Origin of the sequence: Pseudomonas sp. Z1-12 (assembly GCF_051132015.1) — a bacterium.
Classification (GTDB): domain Bacteria; phylum Pseudomonadota; class Gammaproteobacteria; order Pseudomonadales; family Pseudomonadaceae; genus Aquipseudomonas; species Aquipseudomonas zanjanensis.
Map to the genome: position 1 here is coordinate 364,732 of NZ_CP071647.1, position 17,766 is coordinate 382,497.

General features: G+C 61.7%; 16 protein-coding genes and 1 pseudogene. 5 read left to right on the plus strand and 12 right to left on the minus strand.

The genetic code is table 11. The annotated features are described in order from the left end of the window. Positions 1–3: 3 nt before the first annotated feature. On the plus strand, positions 4–1,746 hold the full coding sequence (locus J3P85_RS01625; RefSeq protein WP_434704669.1) for a glucan biosynthesis protein G: 1,743 nt from the start codon (positions 4–6) through the stop codon (positions 1,744–1,746). After that, the gene (gene mdoH, locus J3P85_RS01630; protein ID WP_434704670.1) at positions 1,739–4,309 is read left to right on the plus strand and encodes a glucans biosynthesis glucosyltransferase MdoH; all 2,571 of its coding nucleotides are present in this window, start codon (positions 1,739–1,741) and stop codon (positions 4,307–4,309) included. The genes J3P85_RS01625 and mdoH overlap by 8 nt, the downstream gene beginning before the upstream one ends. Positions 4,310–4,920: 611 nt before the next feature. Here mdoH and J3P85_RS01635 read toward each other — a convergent pair. From J3P85_RS01635 to ubiE, 10 genes and pseudogenes are all read right to left on the minus strand, one after another. Then, a complete protein-coding gene (locus J3P85_RS01635; RefSeq protein WP_434704671.1) occupies positions 4,921–6,837 on the minus strand; it encodes a methyl-accepting chemotaxis protein in 1,917 nt (638 codons plus the stop codon). Between the two features lie 206 nt (positions 6,838–7,043). Further along, complete coding sequence (locus tag J3P85_RS01640) at positions 7,044–7,751, minus strand: 16S rRNA (uracil(1498)-N(3))-methyltransferase (RefSeq protein ID WP_434704672.1); 708 nt, start codon at positions 7,749–7,751, stop codon at positions 7,044–7,046. Next, positions 7,748–8,545 carry a twin-arginine translocase subunit TatC gene (gene tatC, locus J3P85_RS01645; protein WP_186706104.1) on the minus strand — a complete coding sequence of 266 codons (798 nt, stop codon included), beginning with the start codon at positions 8,543–8,545 and terminating at the stop codon, positions 7,748–7,750. Before tatC ends, J3P85_RS01640 begins: the two co-directional genes overlap by 4 nt. After that, complete coding sequence (gene tatB / locus J3P85_RS01650) at positions 8,542–8,955, minus strand: Sec-independent protein translocase protein TatB (RefSeq protein ID WP_434704673.1); 414 nt, start codon at positions 8,953–8,955, stop codon at positions 8,542–8,544. Before tatB ends, tatC begins: the two co-directional genes overlap by 4 nt. A gap of 10 nt (positions 8,956–8,965) precedes the next feature. Next, entirely contained in the window at positions 8,966–9,253 is a 288-nt protein-coding gene (locus tag J3P85_RS01655; protein WP_186706102.1) for a twin-arginine translocase TatA/TatE family subunit, read from the minus strand. A 24-nt stretch (positions 9,254–9,277) separates the two neighbouring features. Further along, positions 9,278–9,610, minus strand: coding sequence for a phosphoribosyl-ATP diphosphatase (locus J3P85_RS01660; protein ID WP_003186671.1), 333 nt, complete (start codon positions 9,608–9,610; stop codon positions 9,278–9,280). Beyond that, entirely contained in the window at positions 9,603–10,001 is a 399-nt protein-coding gene (hisI, locus tag J3P85_RS01665; protein ID WP_003196931.1) for a phosphoribosyl-AMP cyclohydrolase, read from the minus strand. The genes J3P85_RS01660 and hisI overlap by 8 nt, the downstream gene beginning before the upstream one ends. Positions 10,002–10,082: 81 nt before the next feature. Beyond that, entirely contained in the window at positions 10,083–11,687 is a 1,605-nt protein-coding gene (gene ubiB, locus J3P85_RS01670) for a ubiquinone biosynthesis regulatory protein kinase UbiB (protein ID WP_434704674.1), read from the minus strand. Continuing rightward, positions 11,684–12,308: pseudogene (locus J3P85_RS01675) on the minus strand (ubiquinone biosynthesis accessory factor UbiJ). Before J3P85_RS01675 ends, ubiB begins: the two are co-directional and overlap by 4 nt. Further along, positions 12,308–13,078 (minus strand): bifunctional demethylmenaquinone methyltransferase/2-methoxy-6-polyprenyl-1,4-benzoquinol methylase UbiE, encoded by a 771-nt coding sequence (ubiE, locus tag J3P85_RS01680; RefSeq protein ID WP_003196937.1) that lies wholly within the window; start codon positions 13,076–13,078, stop codon positions 12,308–12,310. The pseudogene J3P85_RS01675 and the gene ubiE overlap by 1 nt, the downstream one beginning before the upstream one ends. A gap of 154 nt (positions 13,079–13,232) precedes the next feature. Here ubiE and J3P85_RS01685 point away from each other — a divergent pair, with 154 nt between their 5' ends. The 3 genes from J3P85_RS01685 to J3P85_RS01695 all read left to right on the plus strand — a co-directional run bounded on the left by J3P85_RS01685 (position 13,233) and on the right by J3P85_RS01695 (position 15,116). Then, positions 13,233–13,508: a polyhydroxyalkanoic acid system family protein gene (locus J3P85_RS01685; RefSeq protein WP_434704675.1), complete on the plus strand. Its 276-nt coding sequence runs from the start codon at positions 13,233–13,235 to the stop codon at positions 13,506–13,508. A gap of 263 nt (positions 13,509–13,771) precedes the next feature. Beyond that, the gene (locus J3P85_RS01690; RefSeq protein ID WP_434704676.1) at positions 13,772–14,194 is read left to right on the plus strand and encodes a phasin family protein; all 423 of its coding nucleotides are present in this window, start codon (positions 13,772–13,774) and stop codon (positions 14,192–14,194) included. Between the two features lie 10 nt (positions 14,195–14,204). After that, positions 14,205–15,116 carry a phasin family protein gene (locus J3P85_RS01695; RefSeq protein ID WP_434704677.1) on the plus strand — a complete coding sequence of 304 codons (912 nt, stop codon included), beginning with the start codon at positions 14,205–14,207 and terminating at the stop codon, positions 15,114–15,116. Between the two features lie 185 nt (positions 15,117–15,301). Here J3P85_RS01695 and J3P85_RS01700 read toward each other — a convergent pair whose 3' ends face one another. Further along, positions 15,302–15,922 (minus strand): TetR/AcrR family transcriptional regulator, encoded by a 621-nt coding sequence (locus J3P85_RS01700; RefSeq protein ID WP_434704678.1) that lies wholly within the window; start codon positions 15,920–15,922, stop codon positions 15,302–15,304. A 59-nt stretch (positions 15,923–15,981) separates the two neighbouring features. Then, entirely contained in the window at positions 15,982–17,673 is a 1,692-nt protein-coding gene (gene phaC / locus J3P85_RS01705; protein WP_434704679.1) for a class II poly(R)-hydroxyalkanoic acid synthase, read from the minus strand. Positions 17,674–17,766: the final 93 nt, after the last annotated feature.

A 17,766-nucleotide genomic window follows, 5' to 3' on the forward strand; every position in this document is an offset into this window, starting at 1 on the left:
AAAATGACTGCCAAACGGTTTAGAAGCGCCTTGGTAGCGGGCTCGGCCCTGCTGTGCCTGTTCGGCGCGGGCCAACTGTGGGCATTCAGCCTGGATGATGTATCGGCGAAGGCACAAGAACTGGCCGGGCAGAAATTCGAAGCCCCGCGCAGCAATTTGCCGAACGAATTCCGCGAAATGAAGTTCGCCGATTATCAGAAAATCCGTTTCCGCACCGAAAAAGCGGAATGGGCCGACCAGAAGACCCCGTTCCGACTGTCCTTCTATCACCAGGGCATGCATTTCGACACGCCGGTGAAGATCAACGAAATCACCGCGACCACCGTCGACGAGATCAAGTACGACCCGACACGGTTCGATTTCGGCGACGTGAAGTTCGATCCCAAGGCCACCGAACAGCTGGGCTACGCCGGTTTCCGCGTGTTGTACCCGATCAACAAGGCCGACAAGCAAGACGAAATCATGACCATGCTGGGCGCGAGTTATTTCCGCGTCATCGGCAAGGGCCAGGTCTACGGCTTGTCCGCGCGTGGCATGGCCATCGACACCGCGTTGCCATCTGGTGAAGAGTTCCCACGCTTTCGCGAGTTCTGGATCCAGCGTCCGAAACCCACCGACAAGCACCTGGTGATCTTCGCCCTGCTGGATTCGCCACGGGCCACTGGCGCTTATCGCCTGACCGTGCGTCCGGGCACCGACACCGTTGTCGACGTGAAATCCCGGGTGTTCCTGCGCGATCGCGTCAACAAACTGGGCATCGCCCCGTTGACCAGCATGTTCCTGTTCGGCGCCAACCAGCCGTCCAAGGTGCTCAACTACCGTCGTGAACTCCACGATTCCAGCGGCCTGTCCATCCATGCCGGCAACGGCGAGTGGATCTGGCGTCCGCTGAACAACCCGAAACACTTGGCCGTGAGCAACTTCTCGGTAGAAAACCCGCGTGGTTTCGGCCTGCTGCAACGTGGTCGTGACTTCAGCCACTATGAAGACCTGGATGACCGTTACGAAAAACGCCCAAGCGCCTGGATCGAACCGAAAGGCGATTGGGGCAAGGGCACCGTCGATCTGGTCGAGATCCCTACCGCCGACGAAACCAACGACAACATCGTTGCGTTCTGGAGCCCGGAAAAACTGCCTGAGCCAGGCCAGCCACTGGACTTCGCCTACCGTCTGCACTGGACCCTCGACGAAGCCAACCTGCACTCGCCAGACAGTGCCTGGGTCAAGCAGACCCTGCGTTCCACCGGCGATGTGAAACAGTCCAACCTGATCCGTCAACCGGACGGCAGCGTGGCCTACCTGGTGGATTTCGAAGGACCGTCCCTGCAAGCGTTGCCTGAAGACGCCGAAGTGCGTAGCCAGGTGAGCGTTGGCGACAACGGCGAGATCGTCGAGAACAGCGTGCGCTACAACCCTGAAACCAAGGGCTGGCGCCTGACGCTGCGACTGAAGATCAAGGACCCGAAACAGGCCACCGAGATGCGTGCGGCACTGGTTCGTCCGCTGACGCCTGTCGAAGCCCCGGCCGCCTCGCATTCCGCGACCACGACCCTGGCCAAGGCTGACAAGATCGCCCGCCAGCAGACTGAAAAAGAGCTCGCGAAAGAAAAAGCGCAAGACGAAGCCAAGGCGGCTGTCCAGGCGGACACCGCCGCGGTCGAACCAACCCCAACCCAGCAGGAACCGGAACCGACTGAGCAAGTCCTGACCGAGACCTGGAGCTATCAGTTGCCAGCCGATGAGTAATACTCCAGTACAGCCAGAGACGCTCAGTGAGTACCTGGCCCACTTGCCCATGACCGACGAGCAGCGCGCCGAACTGGCGGGCTGCAAGTCCTTCAGCGAATTGCACGAACGCCTGTCGTCGCCGACGTTCGACGCGCCCACCGAGGCTGTGCAAGCCTCGGTGGGCCGCCGGCTGACCCTGAGCACCGCCGAAGAGCTTGAAGAAGCGGAAATGCTTGGGCTCGACGCCAGTGGCCGGGTGTGCCTGAAAGCGACGCCGCCGATCCGTCGGACCAAGGTCGTGCCGGAGCCGTGGCGCACCAATATCCTGGTGCGCGCCTGGCGGCGCCTGACCGGTCGCACCAATCCGCCGAAGCCGCCCAAGGATGAGCGCGTGCTGCCCCATGCACGCTGGCGTACCGTGGGTTCGATCCGCCGCTACATCCTGCTGATCCTGATGCTCGGCCAGACCATCGTCGCCGGTTGGTACATGAAGGGCATCATGCCGTACCAGGGCTGGTCGTTCGTCGACCTGGATGAAGTCCTGCACCAACCGCTGTTGCAGACGGCCACGCAAGTGCTGCCGTATGCGTTGCAGACCAGCATCCTGATTCTGTTCGGGATTCTGTTCTGCTGGGTGTCGGCAGGTTTCTGGACAGCGCTGATGGGCTTTCTCGAATTGCTCACCGGCCACGACAAATACCGCATCTCCGGCGCCAGCGCCGGCAATGAGCCGATTCCCAAGGATGCCCGCACCGCGCTGGTGATGCCGATCTGCAATGAAGACGTGCCGCGGGTATTCGCCGGTTTGCGCGCCACCTTCGAGTCGGTGGCCGCCACCGGTGACCTGGATCGCTTCGATTTCTTCGTGCTCAGCGACAGTAACGAGACCGATATCTGCGTGGCCGAACAGCAGGCCTGGCTGGACGTCTGCCGTGAGGCCGGGGGCTTCGGCAAGATCTTCTACCGTCGCCGTCGCCGTCGCGTGAAACGCAAGAGCGGCAACCTCGACGACTTCTGCCGTCGTTGGGGCAGCGACTACAAGTACATGGTCGTGCTCGACGCGGACTCGGTGATGAGCGGCGAATGCCTGACCAGCCTGGTGCGCCTGATGGAAGCCACGCCGGACGCCGGCATCATCCAGACCGCGCCACGGGCTTCGGGCATGGACACGTTGTATGCGCGCATGCAGCAGTTCGCCACGCGGGTGTACGGTCCGCTGTTCACCGCCGGCCTGCACTTCTGGCAGTTGGGTGAATCCCATTACTGGGGTCACAACGCGATCATCCGCATGAAGCCGTTCATCGATCACTGCGCCTTGGCGCCGTTGCCGGGTAAAGGTGCGTTCTCGGGCGCGATCCTGTCCCACGACTTCGTCGAAGCCGCGCTGATGCGCCGTGCCGGCTGGGGCGTCTGGATTGCCTATGACCTGCCGGGCAGCTACGAAGAGCTGCCGCCGAACCTGCTGGACGAACTCAAGCGTGACCGTCGCTGGTGCCACGGCAACCTGATGAACTTCCGGCTGTTCCTGGTCAAGGGCATGCACCCGGTGCACCGTGCGGTGTTCCTGACCGGCGTGATGTCTTATCTGTCGGCGCCGCTGTGGTTCTTCTTCCTGGTGCTGTCCACCGCGCTGCTGGCGGTGAACACGCTGATGGAGCCGCAGTACTTCCTGGAGCCACGCCAGCTATATCCGCTGTGGCCGCAATGGCATCCGGAAAAGGCCATCGCCTTGTTCTCGACCACCATCGTGTTGCTGTTCCTGCCCAAACTGCTGAGTATCGTGCTGATTTGGGCCAAAGGTGCGAAGGAGTTCGGCGGCAAGTTCAAGGTGACCATGTCGATGCTGCTGGAGATGCTGTTCTCCATGCTGCTGGCGCCGGTGCGGATGATCTTCCACACCCGCTTCGTGCTCGCCGCGTTCCTGGGCTGGGCCGCAACCTGGAACTCGCCGAAACGTGACGACGACTCCACGCCCTGGAGCGAAGCGGTCAAGCGTCACGGTCCGCAAACCTTGCTGGGCTTCTTCTGGGCCTTGCTGGTGATCTGGCTGAACCCAAGCTTCCTCTGGTGGCTGGTGCCGATTGTCGGGTCGCTGATCCTGTCGATCCCGGTGTCGGTGATCTCCAGTCGCGTGGGCCTGGGCTTGAAATCCCGTGATGAAAGCTTGTTCCTGATTCCCGAGGAATACGCACCGCCCCAGGAGCTGCTGTCGACGGACCAGTACACCCATGAGAACCGTTGGCACGCGCTGAACGACGGCTTCATCCGGGCGGTGGTCGATCCACAACAGAACGCCTTGGCGTATGCATTGGCCACCTCGCGTCACGGTAAGGCCGAGCCGATTGAATGGCTGCGGGTCGAACGCGTTCGTCACGCCCTGAAGGTTGGCCCTGCCGGTCTCAATAACGCTGAGCGGCTGGCCTTGCTGAGCGACCCGGTGGCCTTGTCCCGCCTGCACGAGCAGGTCTGGAGCGAGGCGCATCCCGAGTGGCTGGCGGCATGGCGTGAATCGGTCAAGGCCGACCCTCATGCGCCGCTGCTGCCGCTACAGCCGGTGAGCGTACAGCCTCAACTGGCCTGATACGCAAAAAAGCCCCGCTTCTGGAAGGAAGCGGGGCTTTTTATTGGGCGCATTTTCTATCTGCGGATCGCCCTTGTGGCGAGGGAGCTTGCTCCCGCTGGGCTGCGGAGCAGCCCCAAAACCATTCTGCAAAGTGCGTCTGGGAACAGCAGGGTGGTTTTTTACGACTGCTGCGCAGCCGAGCGGGAGCAAGCTCCCTCGCCACGGGTTTGTTGTTTGCTCAGGAAAAATGGCTTTCCAGTGGAAGTGAAGGCTAGATCATAGACCCACCGCCATCGCGAGCAAGCTCGGCTCCCACAGGGATCGGCGGGTGGACGCTGATCTTATAAGCGACCAAAAACCTATGTGGGAGCGAGCTTGCTCGCGATGGCGATGTGTCAGTTTGCGGTGATGTTGGATGTGCCGGCCTCTTCGCGAGCAGGCTCGCTCCCACAGGAGAGACGCGAGCCCACCAAGAGCCAGGTCGGCTATCAGGCCGCCTCGCGGCCAATGCCTTCGTTCAGGCATGCCGAGCCTAGGCGAGGCACCGAGTGGTGGGGCAGGAGGGCTTTGCTTACTTTTGACTGGGCCGGGCTTCCGGGCTTCTCAAAAGTGAGCAGCCCCAAAGGACATCAAACCCGAAACCGCCCCACCAACGTCTGCAAATGAACCCCCAACCGTGCCAGCTCAGCACTGGAGGCAGCCGTCTCCTCACTGGACGACGCCGTCTGCTCCGACACATCACGCACATTCAGCACGCTACGATTAATCTCCTCAGCCACCGCACTCTGCTGCTCGGCCGCTGCGGCAATTTGCTGATTCATCGACTGGATCGCCGAAACCGTCCGAGTGATGTTCTCCAACGAGCTCCCCGCACGACGGGTCAGTTCGACGCTGCTGTCGGTCAGGCTACGGCTGTTGTCCATGATAGTCGCGACCTGTTCGGTGCCGTTTTGCAGGCCCACGATCAGTTCTTCAATCTCTTCGGTGGATTTCTGGGTGCGCTGGGCCAGGCTACGGACCTCATCGGCCACCACGGCGAAGCCGCGACCGGCCTCACCGGCACGGGCCGCTTCGATGGCTGCGTTGAGGGCCAGCAGGTTGGTTTGCTGGGCGACGGACTTGATCACATCCAGGACGCTGCCGATCTTGTCGCTTTCGCGCTTCAAATCGCCCATGGCGGCAGTGGAGTTGCCCACTTCCTTGGCCAGGCGTTCGATCTGGGCGATGGCTTCGCCAACCACTTTGTCGCCTTCACGGGCTTGCTGGTCAGCGGCGACGGCGGCTTCGGAGGCCTCCTCGGCGTTGCGCGCCACTTCCTGCACCGTGGCGGTCATTTCGTGCATGGCGGTGGCGACCTGATCGGTTTCCACTTTTTGGCTGTTGACCCCGGCGCTGGTCTGTTCGGTCACGGCTGAGAGTTGCTCGGCTGCGCTGGCGATCTGGGTAACGCCTTCGCCGATGCCGCCGATCAACTGCCGCAAGCCTACGGTCATGCGTTGCATGGCGCGTTGCAGTTGGCCGAGTTCGTCGCGGCGTTCGGAGGTAAGGTTGTGGGTCAGGTCGCCTGCGGCGACACGTTCTGCCACCTTCAGGGTCTCATCCAGCGGGCCGACGATCTGCCGAGTAATGAGCAGGGCGGCGATCACGCCAAACAACAGCGCCAGTGCGGCGGCTGCGATCAGGACGCTCTTGGCCTGGGCGGTGTCGTGGTCACGCACGGCGGTCTGGGACACGGTGAGCTTCTGGCTGGAATCGATCAGTACCTGGCCCTGCTGACTCATGCGCTGCAATGCGGCGCCGTTATCAAGTTGGGAATCGCGGAACTGGCTGACTGCCGCTCGATAGATGTTCATCGAGTCGCTGGCCTGTTGGAGCTTGTCGGCGTGCTCTTCGGGCAACTGCGCCGGCAAGCGTGCCAAGAGTTTCAAGACATCGGTGATTGCATCGATGGCCGGTTGTTGGGCCTCGCTTTTACCGCTGTAGGTGTAGCCGCGAACCTGATAGCGCGCCTGTTGGATGGCCTTGCTCAAGGTCACGATGCTGTTGAACTGGGTGATGTCGCCACCTTGCAGCAGCGCTTTTTCCACTTCGGCGACCCGGGCCACGGTGTTGTCGGCGCTGGCGCCCAGCTTGCTGCGGGCATCTTCGCGGCTGACGGTGGCGCTGGTCATCTGAGCGAAGGCGCTTTTGTATTCGGCGACGGCGGCCAGTTGCTGGTCGATCAATGCAACATCGGCTGGCTGTTCGATCAACTCGCGAGCGGTTTTCAGCCCGGCTTCGAGTTTGCCAAGCAGGTCATTGACCTGTTGCGGCCCTTTCTCGCCCCGCGTGGTGTTGTAGTCGATGCTGGCCAGGCTCAAGTCCTTGCTCAAGTCATTGAGACTGGCAATGAACCCCAGCTTGTCGCCCCGGCTGATGACATTGCCCAGGCCGGACCAGCCGGTGAACGCAATCATCAAGGTGAGGAGCAGCACCAGGCCGAAGCCTGCGCCGAGTTTGCGGTTAACGCTTACATTTCCCAGACCCTGGGCAAGCCACCCGAACATGCTGATACTCCCTTGGAGCGCTGATTTGGTTTTATGGGGACTGTATCGGCGGCTTGGGTGGGATCTGTAGGCGTTTGTCGATATTTCGTGGCGAGGGAGCTTGCTCCCGCTTGGTCGCGGAGCGGCCACCTCAGCTTCAGGATTTTGCGACTGCTTCGCAGCCGAGCGGGAGCAAGCTCCCTCGCCACAGGGAAACAGTCGGGCCGTTAGAACAGCCGCGCTAGTAGGGCCGTAACGGCAGTTTCGACCCGCAGGATCCGCTCTCCCAACTGCACCGGTTGCAAGCCGGCCTTGCCCAGCAGGTCGATCTCGTAGGGGATCCAGCCTCCTTCGGGGCCAATTGCCAGGGTGACGGGTTCCGTCAGGGCCCGGGGGCAGGGCGGGTGGTTGCCCGGGTGACCGACCAGCCCGAGGGTCCCGTCCACAAGGGCCGGCAGGCGGTCTTCAACGAAGGGCTTGAAGCGTTTTTCAATGACGATTTCAGGCAGCACGCTGTCCCGAGCCTGCTCCAGGCCCAGGATCAATTGCTCACGAATCGCCTTGGGCTCCAGGAACGGCGTCTGCCAAAAGCTCTTTTCCACGCGATAGCTGTTGACCAGCACCACCCGCGGCACGCCCATGGTGGCAACGGTCTGGAACACTCGCCGGAGCATTTTCGGACGCGGCAGGGCGAGCATCAGGGTCAGCGGCAACTTGGCCGGTGGCGCCTGGTCGAGGATCACTTGCAGTTCGGCTTCCCGAGCTTCCAGGCGCAGCACCTGGGCTGTGCCCATCAACCCGCCAATGCGCCCGACACGCAGGCTGTCGCCGACCGCGCTGCGGTGGACTTCCTGCATGTGGGTCAACCGGCGATCGCTCAGGATGACGCGGTCAGGCCCGATGAAATCGGCCTCTTCGAGCAGCAGCAGGTTCACGCTTGGGTCGCTGGCGGCTGATCGTTGTGGTCATCGACCGGTTGGTCCTCGGGGTCTTCCTGCCGACGTTTGCGCACCAGGCCGCCGAACAGGATGCCGATCTCGAACAGTAGCCACATCGGCACGGCCAACAGGGTCTGGGAGAAGATGTCCGGCGGGGTCAGGATCATGCCGACCACGAAGCAGCCGATGATCACGTAGGGGCGGATCTTCTTCAGGTAGGCGACGTCGACCACGCCGATCCACACCAGCAGCACCACCGCCACCGGGATTTCGAACGCCACGCCGAAGGCGAAGAACAGCGTCATGACGAAATCCAGGTAGCTGCTGATGTCCGTCATCATCTCCACGCCCGCCGGGGTGGCGGCGGCGAAGAACTTGAAGATCAGCGGGAACACCAGGTAATAGGCGAAGGCCATGCCGGTGTAGAACAGCAGGATGCTGGACACCAGCAGCGGCACGGCGATGCGTTTTTCATGCTTGTACAGGCCCGGTGCGATGAAGCCCCAGATCTGGTGCAGGATCACCGGGATCGCCAGGAACAGCGAGACCATCATCGTCAGCTTCAGTGGCGTCAGGAACGGCGACGACACGTCGGTGGCGATCATCGTCGCCCCTACGGGCAAGTACTGGCGCAGCGGCGTGGAGACGAAGGTGTAGATCTGCTGGGTGAACGAAAACAGCCCGGCGAAGATGATGAAAACCGCCGCGACGCAACGCAGCAGGCGGGTGCGCAACTCGGTGAGGTGCGATACCAGCGGCATCGGCTGGTCGTTTTCAGGGATATCGCTCATGGGGCTCGCGGCGGCAAAGTAGGGTCGTTAGGCGCAGCGGTGGAGGCTGTGTCCGCTACCGTCGGTGTCGCTGGCGCCGGTTCTGCCACCGGCACGCCGCTTTCTGGCGTTTGGGAAGCCATCGTCGGCTCGGCCACGGGCTGGACCGGCGTTGGCTCCTGCTGGGTCGGCGTGAAGATTTTCCGCGCTTCCTGCTCCAGGGACAGAATATGCTCGTTGTGCAGTTGCCGACGGATATCGTCGGCACCGATTTCACGTTCAACTTCCTGTTTGATCGCATTGAAGCTGCGCTTCAGGCGCCCGATCCACAGACCGGCAGTGCGCGCAGCACCCGGCAGGCGCTCGGGGCCTAGTACCAACAGGGCGACGAGGCCGACGAGCAGCAGTTCAGTGAAGCTGATCCCAAACATTAGTCAGTGCTCACGAGTCTTTGCGGATGGGCTCTTCGACTTTCTGGGCCTGCACATCGATGGTATTCGGTGCATTCACAGGCTGCGTGGCCTGCGGGTGTACCGGTTGGGCCGGTTGGCCGGGCTGGGCTTGGGTGGTCGTCGGATCGGCCGGTTTTTCATCATCGTTCATGGCTTTGCGAAAGCCCTTGATCGACTCGCCGACATCGGTGCCGAGGTTTTTCAGTTTCTTGGTACCGAACACCAGCACCACGACGACCAGGATGACGACCCAGTGTTTCCAGTCAAAGATACCCATGTGGCTACTCCTCTCAAAAATTGATCAGGCGGACGGGCGCGAGGCTTTCTCGACGTGCCCGGACAGACCGAAACGACGGTCCAATTCATCCAGTACGGCCTGCGGATGCTGCCCCAGTTGGGCCAGCATGACCAGGCTGTGAAACCACAGGTCGGCGGTCTCGTAGATCACGTCGCTGCAGTCGCCGCTGATGGCGGCGTCCTTGGCTGCGATGATGGTCTCGACCGACTCTTCGCCGACTTTCTCCAGAATCTTGTTCAAGCCCTTGTGGTACAGGCTGGCGACATAGGAACTGTCGGCGGCGGCGCCCTTGCGCTCTTCCAGCACCTGGGCCAGGCGGGTCAGGGTGTCACTCATGGGTATGTCCTGAATAAATGGCATGCGGGTCCTTGAGCACCGGGTCGACGGTTTTCCAATCGCCGTTCTCGAAGACGCGATAAAAGCAGCTTTGACGGCCGGTGTGGCAGGCAATCTCGCCGACCTGCTCGACCATCAGGATGATGACGTCGCCGTCGCAGTCCAGGCGCATCTCATGCAGGTGCTGCACGTGGCCGGACTCTTCACCCTTGCGCCACAGCTTGCCACGGGAACGTGACCAATAGATGGCGCGGTTCTCGGCAGCGGTCAGGGCCAGTGCTTCGCGGTTCATCCAGGCCATCATCAATACGCGCCCGGTCTTGTGGTCCTGGGCGATGGCCGGCACCAGGCCGTCAGCGTCCCACTTGATCTCGTCCTGCCAGTTTTTCATCGTTGACTCCGACCATGGGCCGCGCACCTGGAATCGGCGGGCCCAGCGTTGAAACAGTGTGCCAGCGTGAACCGGTGCTGGCTATCGACGAACGACCAGATACAGACCGACCACCACCATGATACCGGCCGGCCAATGGCCCAGTTGGCTCAGCGGCCCGCCGGTCGCCAGCACCGCGCCGCCACCCAGGTGAGCCGCGCCAAGCAGGCGCAACAGCCAGTCGTCCTTGCGTCGGTGCCATGGGGGCGCCGGGTCGTGGGCGTGGGGCTGGGACATGCGTTCGAGCAGGTCGCGGGTCATGTTGGCCAGGTGCGGGATCTGCTCGAACTGGCTCTGCACGTTGCCCAGCAAGGTTCGCGGGCTGACGCGCTCGCGCATCCAGCGTTCGAGGAACGGTTGGGCGGTGTTCCACAGGTCGAGGTCCGGGTACAGTTGACGACCCAGACCCTCGATGTTCAGCAGGGTTTTCTGCAACAGCACCAACTGCGGCTGGACCTCCATGTTGAAGCGACGCGCAGTCTGGAACAGGCGCATCAGCACCTGGCCGAAGGAAATATCTTTTAACGGTTTTTCGAAGATCGGTTCGCACACGGTACGGATCGCCGCTTCGAATTCGTTGAGCTTGGTCTCGGCCGGCACCCAGCCTGAATCGATGTGCAGTTGGGCGACGCGACGGTAGTCACGCTTGAAGAAGGCGAACAGGTTACGTGCCAGGTAGTCCTGGTCCTCAGGGGTCAGGCTGCCGACGATGCCGCAGTCGATGGCAATGTATTGCGGGCTCCATGGCTGCACGGTGCTGACGAAGATGTTGCCCGGGTGCATGTCGGCGTGGAAGAAACTGTCGCGAAACACCTGGGTGAAGAAAATTTCCACGCCGCGCTCGGCCAGCAATTTCATGTCAGTGCGCTGGTCGGCCAAGGTCGCCAGGTCAGTCACCTGGATGCCGTAGATGCGCTCCATCACCAATACTTTCGGCCGGCACCAGTCCCAATAGACTTGCGGCACATAGAGCAGCGGCGAGCCCTCGAAGTTGCGGCGCAACTGGCTGGCGTTGGCGGCCTCGCGCAGCAGGTCGAGTTCGTCGTAGATGGTTTTTTCGTAATCCTGGACCACGTCCACCGGGTGCAGCAGACGGGCATCGGCCGACAGCCGCTCGGCGGCACGGGCGAGAATGAACAGCCACGCCAGGTCCTGGGCGATGATCGGCTTGAGGCCCGGGCGAATGACCTTGACCACCACTTCTTCGCCGCTCTTGAGTTGCGCGGCGTGAACCTGGGCCACGGAAGCCGAGGCCAGGGGCTCGACATCGAAACGGCTGAAGACTTCGCTGATCTTCTTGCCCAGCTGTTCCTCGATCAGCGCCACCGACAGCTTGGAATCGAACGGCGGCACGCGGTCTTGCAGCAACATCAGCTCGTCGGCGATGTCTTCGGGCAACAGGTCGCGACGGGTCGAGAGGATCTGCCCGAACTTGATGAAGATCGGTCCCAGGTCCTGCAGAGCCAGGCGCAAGCGCGCGCCGCGCGTCAGGTCCAGGGTTCGCCGGGGAAACCAGCGCCACGGCAGCACGAAACGCATCGCCAGGAGAAACCAGGGCAACGGCAAGGCGAACAGCAGGTCATCGAGGCGGTAGCGGATCACGACGCGCTGGATGCGCAACAAACGGCGGACGGCAAGCAGCTTCATGCGTTATCGCTTGGTTTCAAGGGATCGGGAAAGGCGCTCGAAACGCGCCTCGAGTCGTTCCAGGTCAACCTTGACCTGGTCCAGTTCATCAAAACGGGCCTGGGCCTCGCGTTGGCCTACGAGGGTACGCGATTCTTCGGCCAGGTATTCACTCAGATTCTGTCCCAGGCTGGCGAAGCCCTGGCGATACCAGCGGCGGCGGCTGTTCAAATGACCGCTGAGTAGCTGGGTCGCCACCGGGCCGATCCAGCGGGACACTTCGTATTCCCAGTCCAGCTCCAGATCCTGGAGAATCGCCGCCAGTTCCAGCAGTACGCCGCTGTCGCCGTCGAGCTCGATGTCGGGGCTGTGCAGCACCGCGCTCTTGTCCTTGCCCAGGGCCAGGCTCAGCAGGCTCGACGCCGGTGCGCGCAGCGTGCAGTCCACTTCGGCTTCCCAGTGGGCGGCGAGCATCAGGCCTTCGTCGCTGGGCAGGATGAATAACCGCAACGCCGGGCTACGGCAGTCGACGGCGATCACTTTGCCGCTCAAGTGCGCCAGGCGCGGGAGCGCCGTGCTGTCCAGGCGCAGCACCCGGTTGAGGCCGAGTTCGACGCTGGCGAGCAGGCCGGTGAGCAACATCAGGGCTTGATACCGCGATGCAGGGCGACGATGCCTGCGGTCATGTTGTGGTAGGTCACGCGGTCGAAACCGGCCTCGACCATCATCGACTTCAGGGTTTCCTGGTTCGGGTGCATGCGGATCGATTCGGCCAGGTAGCGGTAGCTTTCCGAGTCATTGGTGATCAGCTTGCCCATCAACGGCATGAAGGCGAACGAGTAGGCGTCATAGGCCTTGGACATCAGCGCGTTGGTTGGCTTGGAGAACTCCAGCACCAGCAGGCGACCGCCGGGCTTGAGCACGCGCAGCATCGAACGCAGGGCGTCTTCCTTGTGGGTGACGTTGCGCAGGCCGAAAGCGATGGTCACGCAGTCGAAATGGTTATCGGGGAACGGCAGCTTCTCGGCGTCGGCCTGGACGAATTCGACATTGCCGGCCACACCCAGGTCCAGCAGGCGGTCGCGACCGACCTTGAGCATGGATTCGTTGATGTCGGCCAGGACCACCTGGCCGGTCGGCCCGACGATGTGGGAGAACTTCTTCGTCAGGTCGCCCGTGCCGCCGGCGATGTCCAGCACGCGGTTACCACTGCGCACGCCCGACAACTCGATCGCGAAACGCTTCCAGAGGCGGTGCATGCCGCCCGAGAGCAGGTCGTTCATCAAGTCGTACTTGGCGGCTACGGAGTGAAAAACCTCGGCGACTTTTTCCGCCTTCTGGCTTTCCGGCACGTTCTTGAAGCCGAAGTGAGTGGTGGGTTCGGCATCGCTGCCTTTGCGCTGATCAGTCATATCGCGGTCACCAAAAAAGAATGCGGGACATTCTAATCCCGGTGGAGGGCTTTGTCTTGGCAAGGCTGAAGGTAAGATGGGCGACCGCCGGGACGTTTTGACGCAGGTAGGGTCTGAACGTTCAGGCAAGTCTCGATCCGGCAGGAGTTATCAGATGGCCCGTATTACTGTTGAACGTGCCCATGGCTTGGGCAAGGAAGCGGCCCGCCAAAAGGCTGACAAGTTGGCCGCAAAGTTGTCCAGCGGCTATGGCCTGGAGCCTACTTGGGAAGGCGACACGCTGAAACTCAAGCGTTCCGGGGTCAAGGGCGAAGTGCACGTGGGCGAGGATTCGATTCGCGTCGACGTGGAGCTGGGCATGTTGATGTCGGCCATGAGCGGCACGATCAAAGGCGAAATCGAAAAGGCGCTGGATAAGGCGTTGGCTTGATTGACCGAAGGGTGGCGAATGCAAATTAAGGTTCACCACTTACCCCTGTGGGAGCGAGCTTGCTCGCGATTGCATTGATTCAGTCACATCAAGCTTGGCTGACACTCCGCCATCGCGAGCAAGCTCGCTCCCACAATGGCAGTCGTCACCTTCGGGATATGTGTCAGTTGTTAGGGTGCCGTTTCTAATTATTGCCACTACTTTGTGCCTGAGCCCGTCCCTGTGCGGGCAGTTCCTCAAACCTTTTTCAAGTGAGGTGCACCATGGCCAAAGTTATTTTCAAGAAAAAAACCGACGTTGAATCTTCCACGCTCAGCGACGTGAAAACGTACGCGCGCAAGATCTGGCTGGCGGGTCTGGGCGCCTACACGAAGGTCGGTCAGGAAGGCGGCGAGTATTTTCAAGAGTTGGTAAAAGCTGGCGAACTTATTGAAACCAAAGGCAAAAAGAAAATTGCCGGGAAACTTGAAGCGGCCAACAGCGAATTGATTGAAGCCAAGACCGACGTCAATACGTTCAAGGCTCGGGTTGAAGTACAACTCGATAAAGTCGAGAAGGTATTCGATGCCCGGGTTGCAAGTGCCTTGAATCGTATCGGCATTCCGTCTAAACATGACGTTGAGGCACTCTCTGCTAAGCTCGATGAGCTGACAGCATTGCTCGAACGTGTCGCGCGTAAACATTAAGGAGAACGGGATGGCTGGCAAAAAAATCACAGAAAAAGAAGGCAGCTCGTGGGCCGGGAAGATTGAAAAGTATTCCCGCAAAATCTGGCTGGCTGGTTTAGGCGTGTACTCGAAGATCGACACTGACGGCAGCAAGCTCTTCGAGTCTCTGGTTAAGGACGGCGAAAAGGCCGAAAAACTCACCAAGACGGCGGTCGGCAAACAAGTCGATGCAGCCAAGGACTCTGCCGAGTCCGCCAAGTCGCGAATCGGCGGCGTGAAAGATCGTGCACTGGGCAAATGGGACGAACTGGAAGGGGCTTTCGACAAGCGTCTGAACAGTGCGATCTCCCGCCTGGGCGTGCCGAGCCGTAATGAAGTCAAGGCGCTGCACAGCAAGGTCGACACACTGACCAAGCAGATCGAAAAACTCACCGGCGCCAAAGTCGCACCCGTGGCGACCAAGACGGCGGCGGCCAAGCCGGCCGCTAAAACGGCCGCCAAGCCACTGGTCAAGGCGGCGGCAAAACCCGCAGCCAAACCTGCGGCGAAAGCAGCGGCCAAGCCAGCGGCTAAAACCGCAGCGGCCAAACCCGCTGCCAAGGCGGCAGCCAAACCGGTAGCGGCGAAAGCGGCCGCCAAGCCTGCTGCAAAACCTGCAGCCAAACCGGCGGCCAAGACGGCGGCAGCTAAACCTGCGGCGGCTAAACCAGCGGCTAAACCCGCTGCCAAGCCTGCGGCAAAAGCGGCGGCCAAACCTGCTGCGGCGAAAAAGCCTGCCGTGAAAAAACCGGCCGCGCCAAAGGCTGCCGCACCCAAGGCACCCACCGCGGCCGCCAAACCGGCAACCCCGGCGAGCACGACGAACTCCGCCGCGGCTCCGACCCCGGTCGCCACTCCAGCACCGGCGCAGGCTCCAACGCCGCCATCTACCCAGTCCTGATATCAGGGCTGATAAAAATGCCCGGTCTATGTAGGCCGGGCTTTTTTATTTGTACGCAGGTCAACCTGTGGGAGCGAGCTTGCTCGCGATAGCGGTGGGTCAGTCACATTGATGGTGGATGTGCGGCCGTCATCGTCGGATCGCCGCCCGGAGCAAGCTCGCTCCCACAATGGACCTGCCACTGGTTAGTCGTGCTCTTCCAGGTATCGCAGCGCCAATCGTTCGGTCGCCACTTTGGTCGCAGGCGGCAGGTGCGGGGCCACCAGCATCATGATCTGGTAGACCACCAATCGAACCTCGCCCTCGCGGCCGAGGATCCGCTGATAGTCCAGGGAGAACAGCAAGGTCATGGTGATCTGCTCCACCAACTGCCCCAGGGCCTGGGTATCGCTGACCAGCAGCTCCTGCGCCTTGAGTTGCGCCAGCAGTGAGGCGAGGGTTCGCTTCAGGGCGTTGAGCAACTGACGGATGCCCTTGGCCAGCTTTGGCAGGCGTCCGGCCAGGTTGGACAGGTCCTGGAACAGAAACCGGTACTGGGCCAGGCGCTCGACGATCAAGTGCAGGAACAGCCAGTAGTCTTCCGGCGCCAACTGCGCGTCCGCCGGAGGGTCGAGCAGCGGCGCCAGCTCGCTCTGGAAGCGCTCGAACAGCCCGAGGATCAGCGGTTCCTTGCCATGGAAGTGGTAGTAGAGGTTGCCTGGGCTGATGCCCATTTCGTTGGCAACTTCCATCGTCGATACGTTCGGCTCGCCCTTTTCGTTGAATAATTGCAGGGCACATTCAAGGATGCGGTCGCGGGTTTTCATCCGGTCTTCTTAATGTCAAGTCGTGCCACGGCCAAGCGCCTGGCCGTGGCGTGAGGCCTTCAGCGCACGCGAACATAGGTTCCAGGGGCGGCGTCCAGCGGCGGGTAATTAACGTTGCCCAAGGTCATCTGGGTTTCGTGCTGGGCGCCGGAGCGAGCCTGGATCCAGCCCAGCCATTGCGTCCACCAGCTGCCTTCGACATGCGTGGCGTCGTAGTACCAGGCTCGCGGGTCGCTGCTCAGTTTCGCGCTTTCGATGTAGTTGGCCTTGGGGTTGCCTGGCGGGTTGAGGATGCTCTGGACATGGCCGCTGTTGGAGAGCACGAAGCGTTTTTCGCCCCCCAGCAGGAGGGTCGAGCGATACACCGCGTCCCAGGGCGTGATGTGGTCGTTGATACCGCCCACGCTGAAGCTGTCCACTGTCACTTTTTGCAGGTCGATGGGCGTGCCGCACACTTCCAGGCCGCCGGGATGGGTCAGTGGGTTGTGCTTGAAGAAGTCCAGCAGGTCGCCGTGGTAGGCCGCCGGCAGCCGCGTGCAGTCGTTGTTCCAGTAGAGGATGTCGAAGGCTGGCGGCTCCTTGCCCAGCAGGTAGTTGTTGATGAAGTAGGTCCAGATCAGATCGTTGGGGCGCATCCAGGCGAACACCCGGGCCATGTCGCGACCATCGAGGATGCCTTTCTGGTAGGAGCGGCGCTTGGCGGCTTCGAGAGTCTGCTCGTCGATGAACAGCGTGGCCGGGCTGTCGATCTGGCTGTCCAGCAGGCTCACCAGGTACGTGGCGCTGGCGACCCGGCGCAGCTGGCGCTTGGCTTGCAGGTGGCCTTGCAGGGCGGCAATGGTCATGCCCCCGGCGCAGGCGCCCATCAGGTTGACCTCGCGAGCGCCAGTGATCGCCCGGCACACATTCATCGCCTCTTCGGTGGCCTCGACATAGCTGGACAGGCCCCATTCGCGGTGGCGTACGTCCGGGTTGCGCCAACTGATGATGAAGACCTGCAAACCGTTTTTCAGGGCGTACTGGACAAAGCTGTTGGAGGGGCTGAGGTCGAAGATGTAGAACTTGTTGATCTGCGGCGGGACGATCAGCAATGGCTTGGCGTACTGCTTTTCGCTCATGGGCCGGTACTGGATCAGTTCGAGCAGTTCGTTGCGAAACACCACCGCGCCGGGCGTGGTCGCCAGGGTCTTGCCTACTTCAAAGGCGTGGGGCGTGGTTTGGCGCGGCAAGCCGTCGTTGTGCAGCAGATCGTCCACCAGGTGGCTGATGCCGCGGACCAGGCTGGAGCCGCCGGAGTTGAACAGTTCCTTGACCGCCAGCGGGTTGAGCAAGGTATTGGACGGCGCTACGGCGTCGTTGAGCAGGGCGAAGGCGAAGTGGGCGCGGGCGCGATCGTCCTCGTTCATGTCGCTTTCGTCGATCCAGCTCTTGACCTGTTTTTGCCAACTCAGGTAGGCCTGCAAACTGCGGCGGTAGAAGGGGTTGAGCTGCCAGGTGGGGTCGGCGAAACGCGGGTCGTTGGGGTTGGTGGGGTTGGTGGGGTGAAGGGTCTCGCCCAGCAGCACACGGCCCAATTGACTGCCCAGTTTCAACGCATGCCGGGCACTGTGCACCGGGTTGCGCAAGCCGTGTGCGGCCACGCTGCGCAAGGTGGACAGCAGGTCCCTGCCACGCAGTCCGGTGACCGCACTTTGTGCGTTGATGAAACTGGCAGGTGCGGGCATGGAACCCTTCGCCGGTTTGTCGCGCATGAGTCAACTCCTTCGTCATCAGGCTAAAAACAAACACACCGAACCAGACAACATAGTCGCTGTTTCGGGTTGCTGCGCAATCCGGCGTCCTGC

Bases quoted from the DNA above. Each gene is read 5' to 3' on its own strand.
- tatB (WP_434704673.1), bottom strand. From the start codon at position 8,955: ATGTTTGGGATCAGCTTCACTGAACTGCTGCTCGTCGGCCTCGTCGCC.
- ubiB (WP_434704674.1), bottom strand. From the start codon at position 11,687: ATGAAGCTGCTTGCCGTCCGCCGTTTGTTGCGCATCCAGCGCGTCGTG.
- J3P85_RS01695 (WP_434704677.1), top strand. From the start codon at position 14,205: ATGGCTGGCAAAAAAATCACAGAAAAAGAAGGCAGCTCGTGGGCCGGG.
- J3P85_RS01700 (WP_434704678.1), bottom strand. From the start codon at position 15,922: ATGAAAACCCGCGACCGCATCCTTGAATGTGCCCTGCAATTATTCAAC.
- mdoH (WP_434704670.1), top strand. From the start codon at position 1,739: ATGAGTAATACTCCAGTACAGCCAGAGACGCTCAGTGAGTACCTGGCC.
- J3P85_RS01660 (WP_003186671.1), bottom strand. From the start codon at position 9,610: ATGAGTGACACCCTGACCCGCCTGGCCCAGGTGCTGGAAGAGCGCAAG.
- tatC (WP_186706104.1), bottom strand. From the start codon at position 8,545: ATGAGCGATATCCCTGAAAACGACCAGCCGATGCCGCTGGTATCGCAC.
- hisI (WP_003196931.1), bottom strand. From the start codon at position 10,001: ATGAAAAACTGGCAGGACGAGATCAAGTGGGACGCTGACGGCCTGGTG.
- phaC (WP_434704679.1), bottom strand. From the start codon at position 17,673: ATGCGCGACAAACCGGCGAAGGGTTCCATGCCCGCACCTGCCAGTTTC.
- J3P85_RS01635 (WP_434704671.1), bottom strand. From the start codon at position 6,837: ATGTTCGGGTGGCTTGCCCAGGGTCTGGGAAATGTAAGCGTTAACCGC.
- J3P85_RS01625 (WP_434704669.1), top strand. From the start codon at position 4: ATGACTGCCAAACGGTTTAGAAGCGCCTTGGTAGCGGGCTCGGCCCTG.
- J3P85_RS01690 (WP_434704676.1), top strand. From the start codon at position 13,772: ATGGCCAAAGTTATTTTCAAGAAAAAAACCGACGTTGAATCTTCCACG.
- J3P85_RS01655 (WP_186706102.1), bottom strand. From the start codon at position 9,253: ATGGGTATCTTTGACTGGAAACACTGGGTCGTCATCCTGGTCGTCGTG.
- J3P85_RS01685 (WP_434704675.1), top strand. From the start codon at position 13,233: ATGGCCCGTATTACTGTTGAACGTGCCCATGGCTTGGGCAAGGAAGCG.
- ubiE (WP_003196937.1), bottom strand. From the start codon at position 13,078: ATGACTGATCAGCGCAAAGGCAGCGATGCCGAACCCACCACTCACTTC.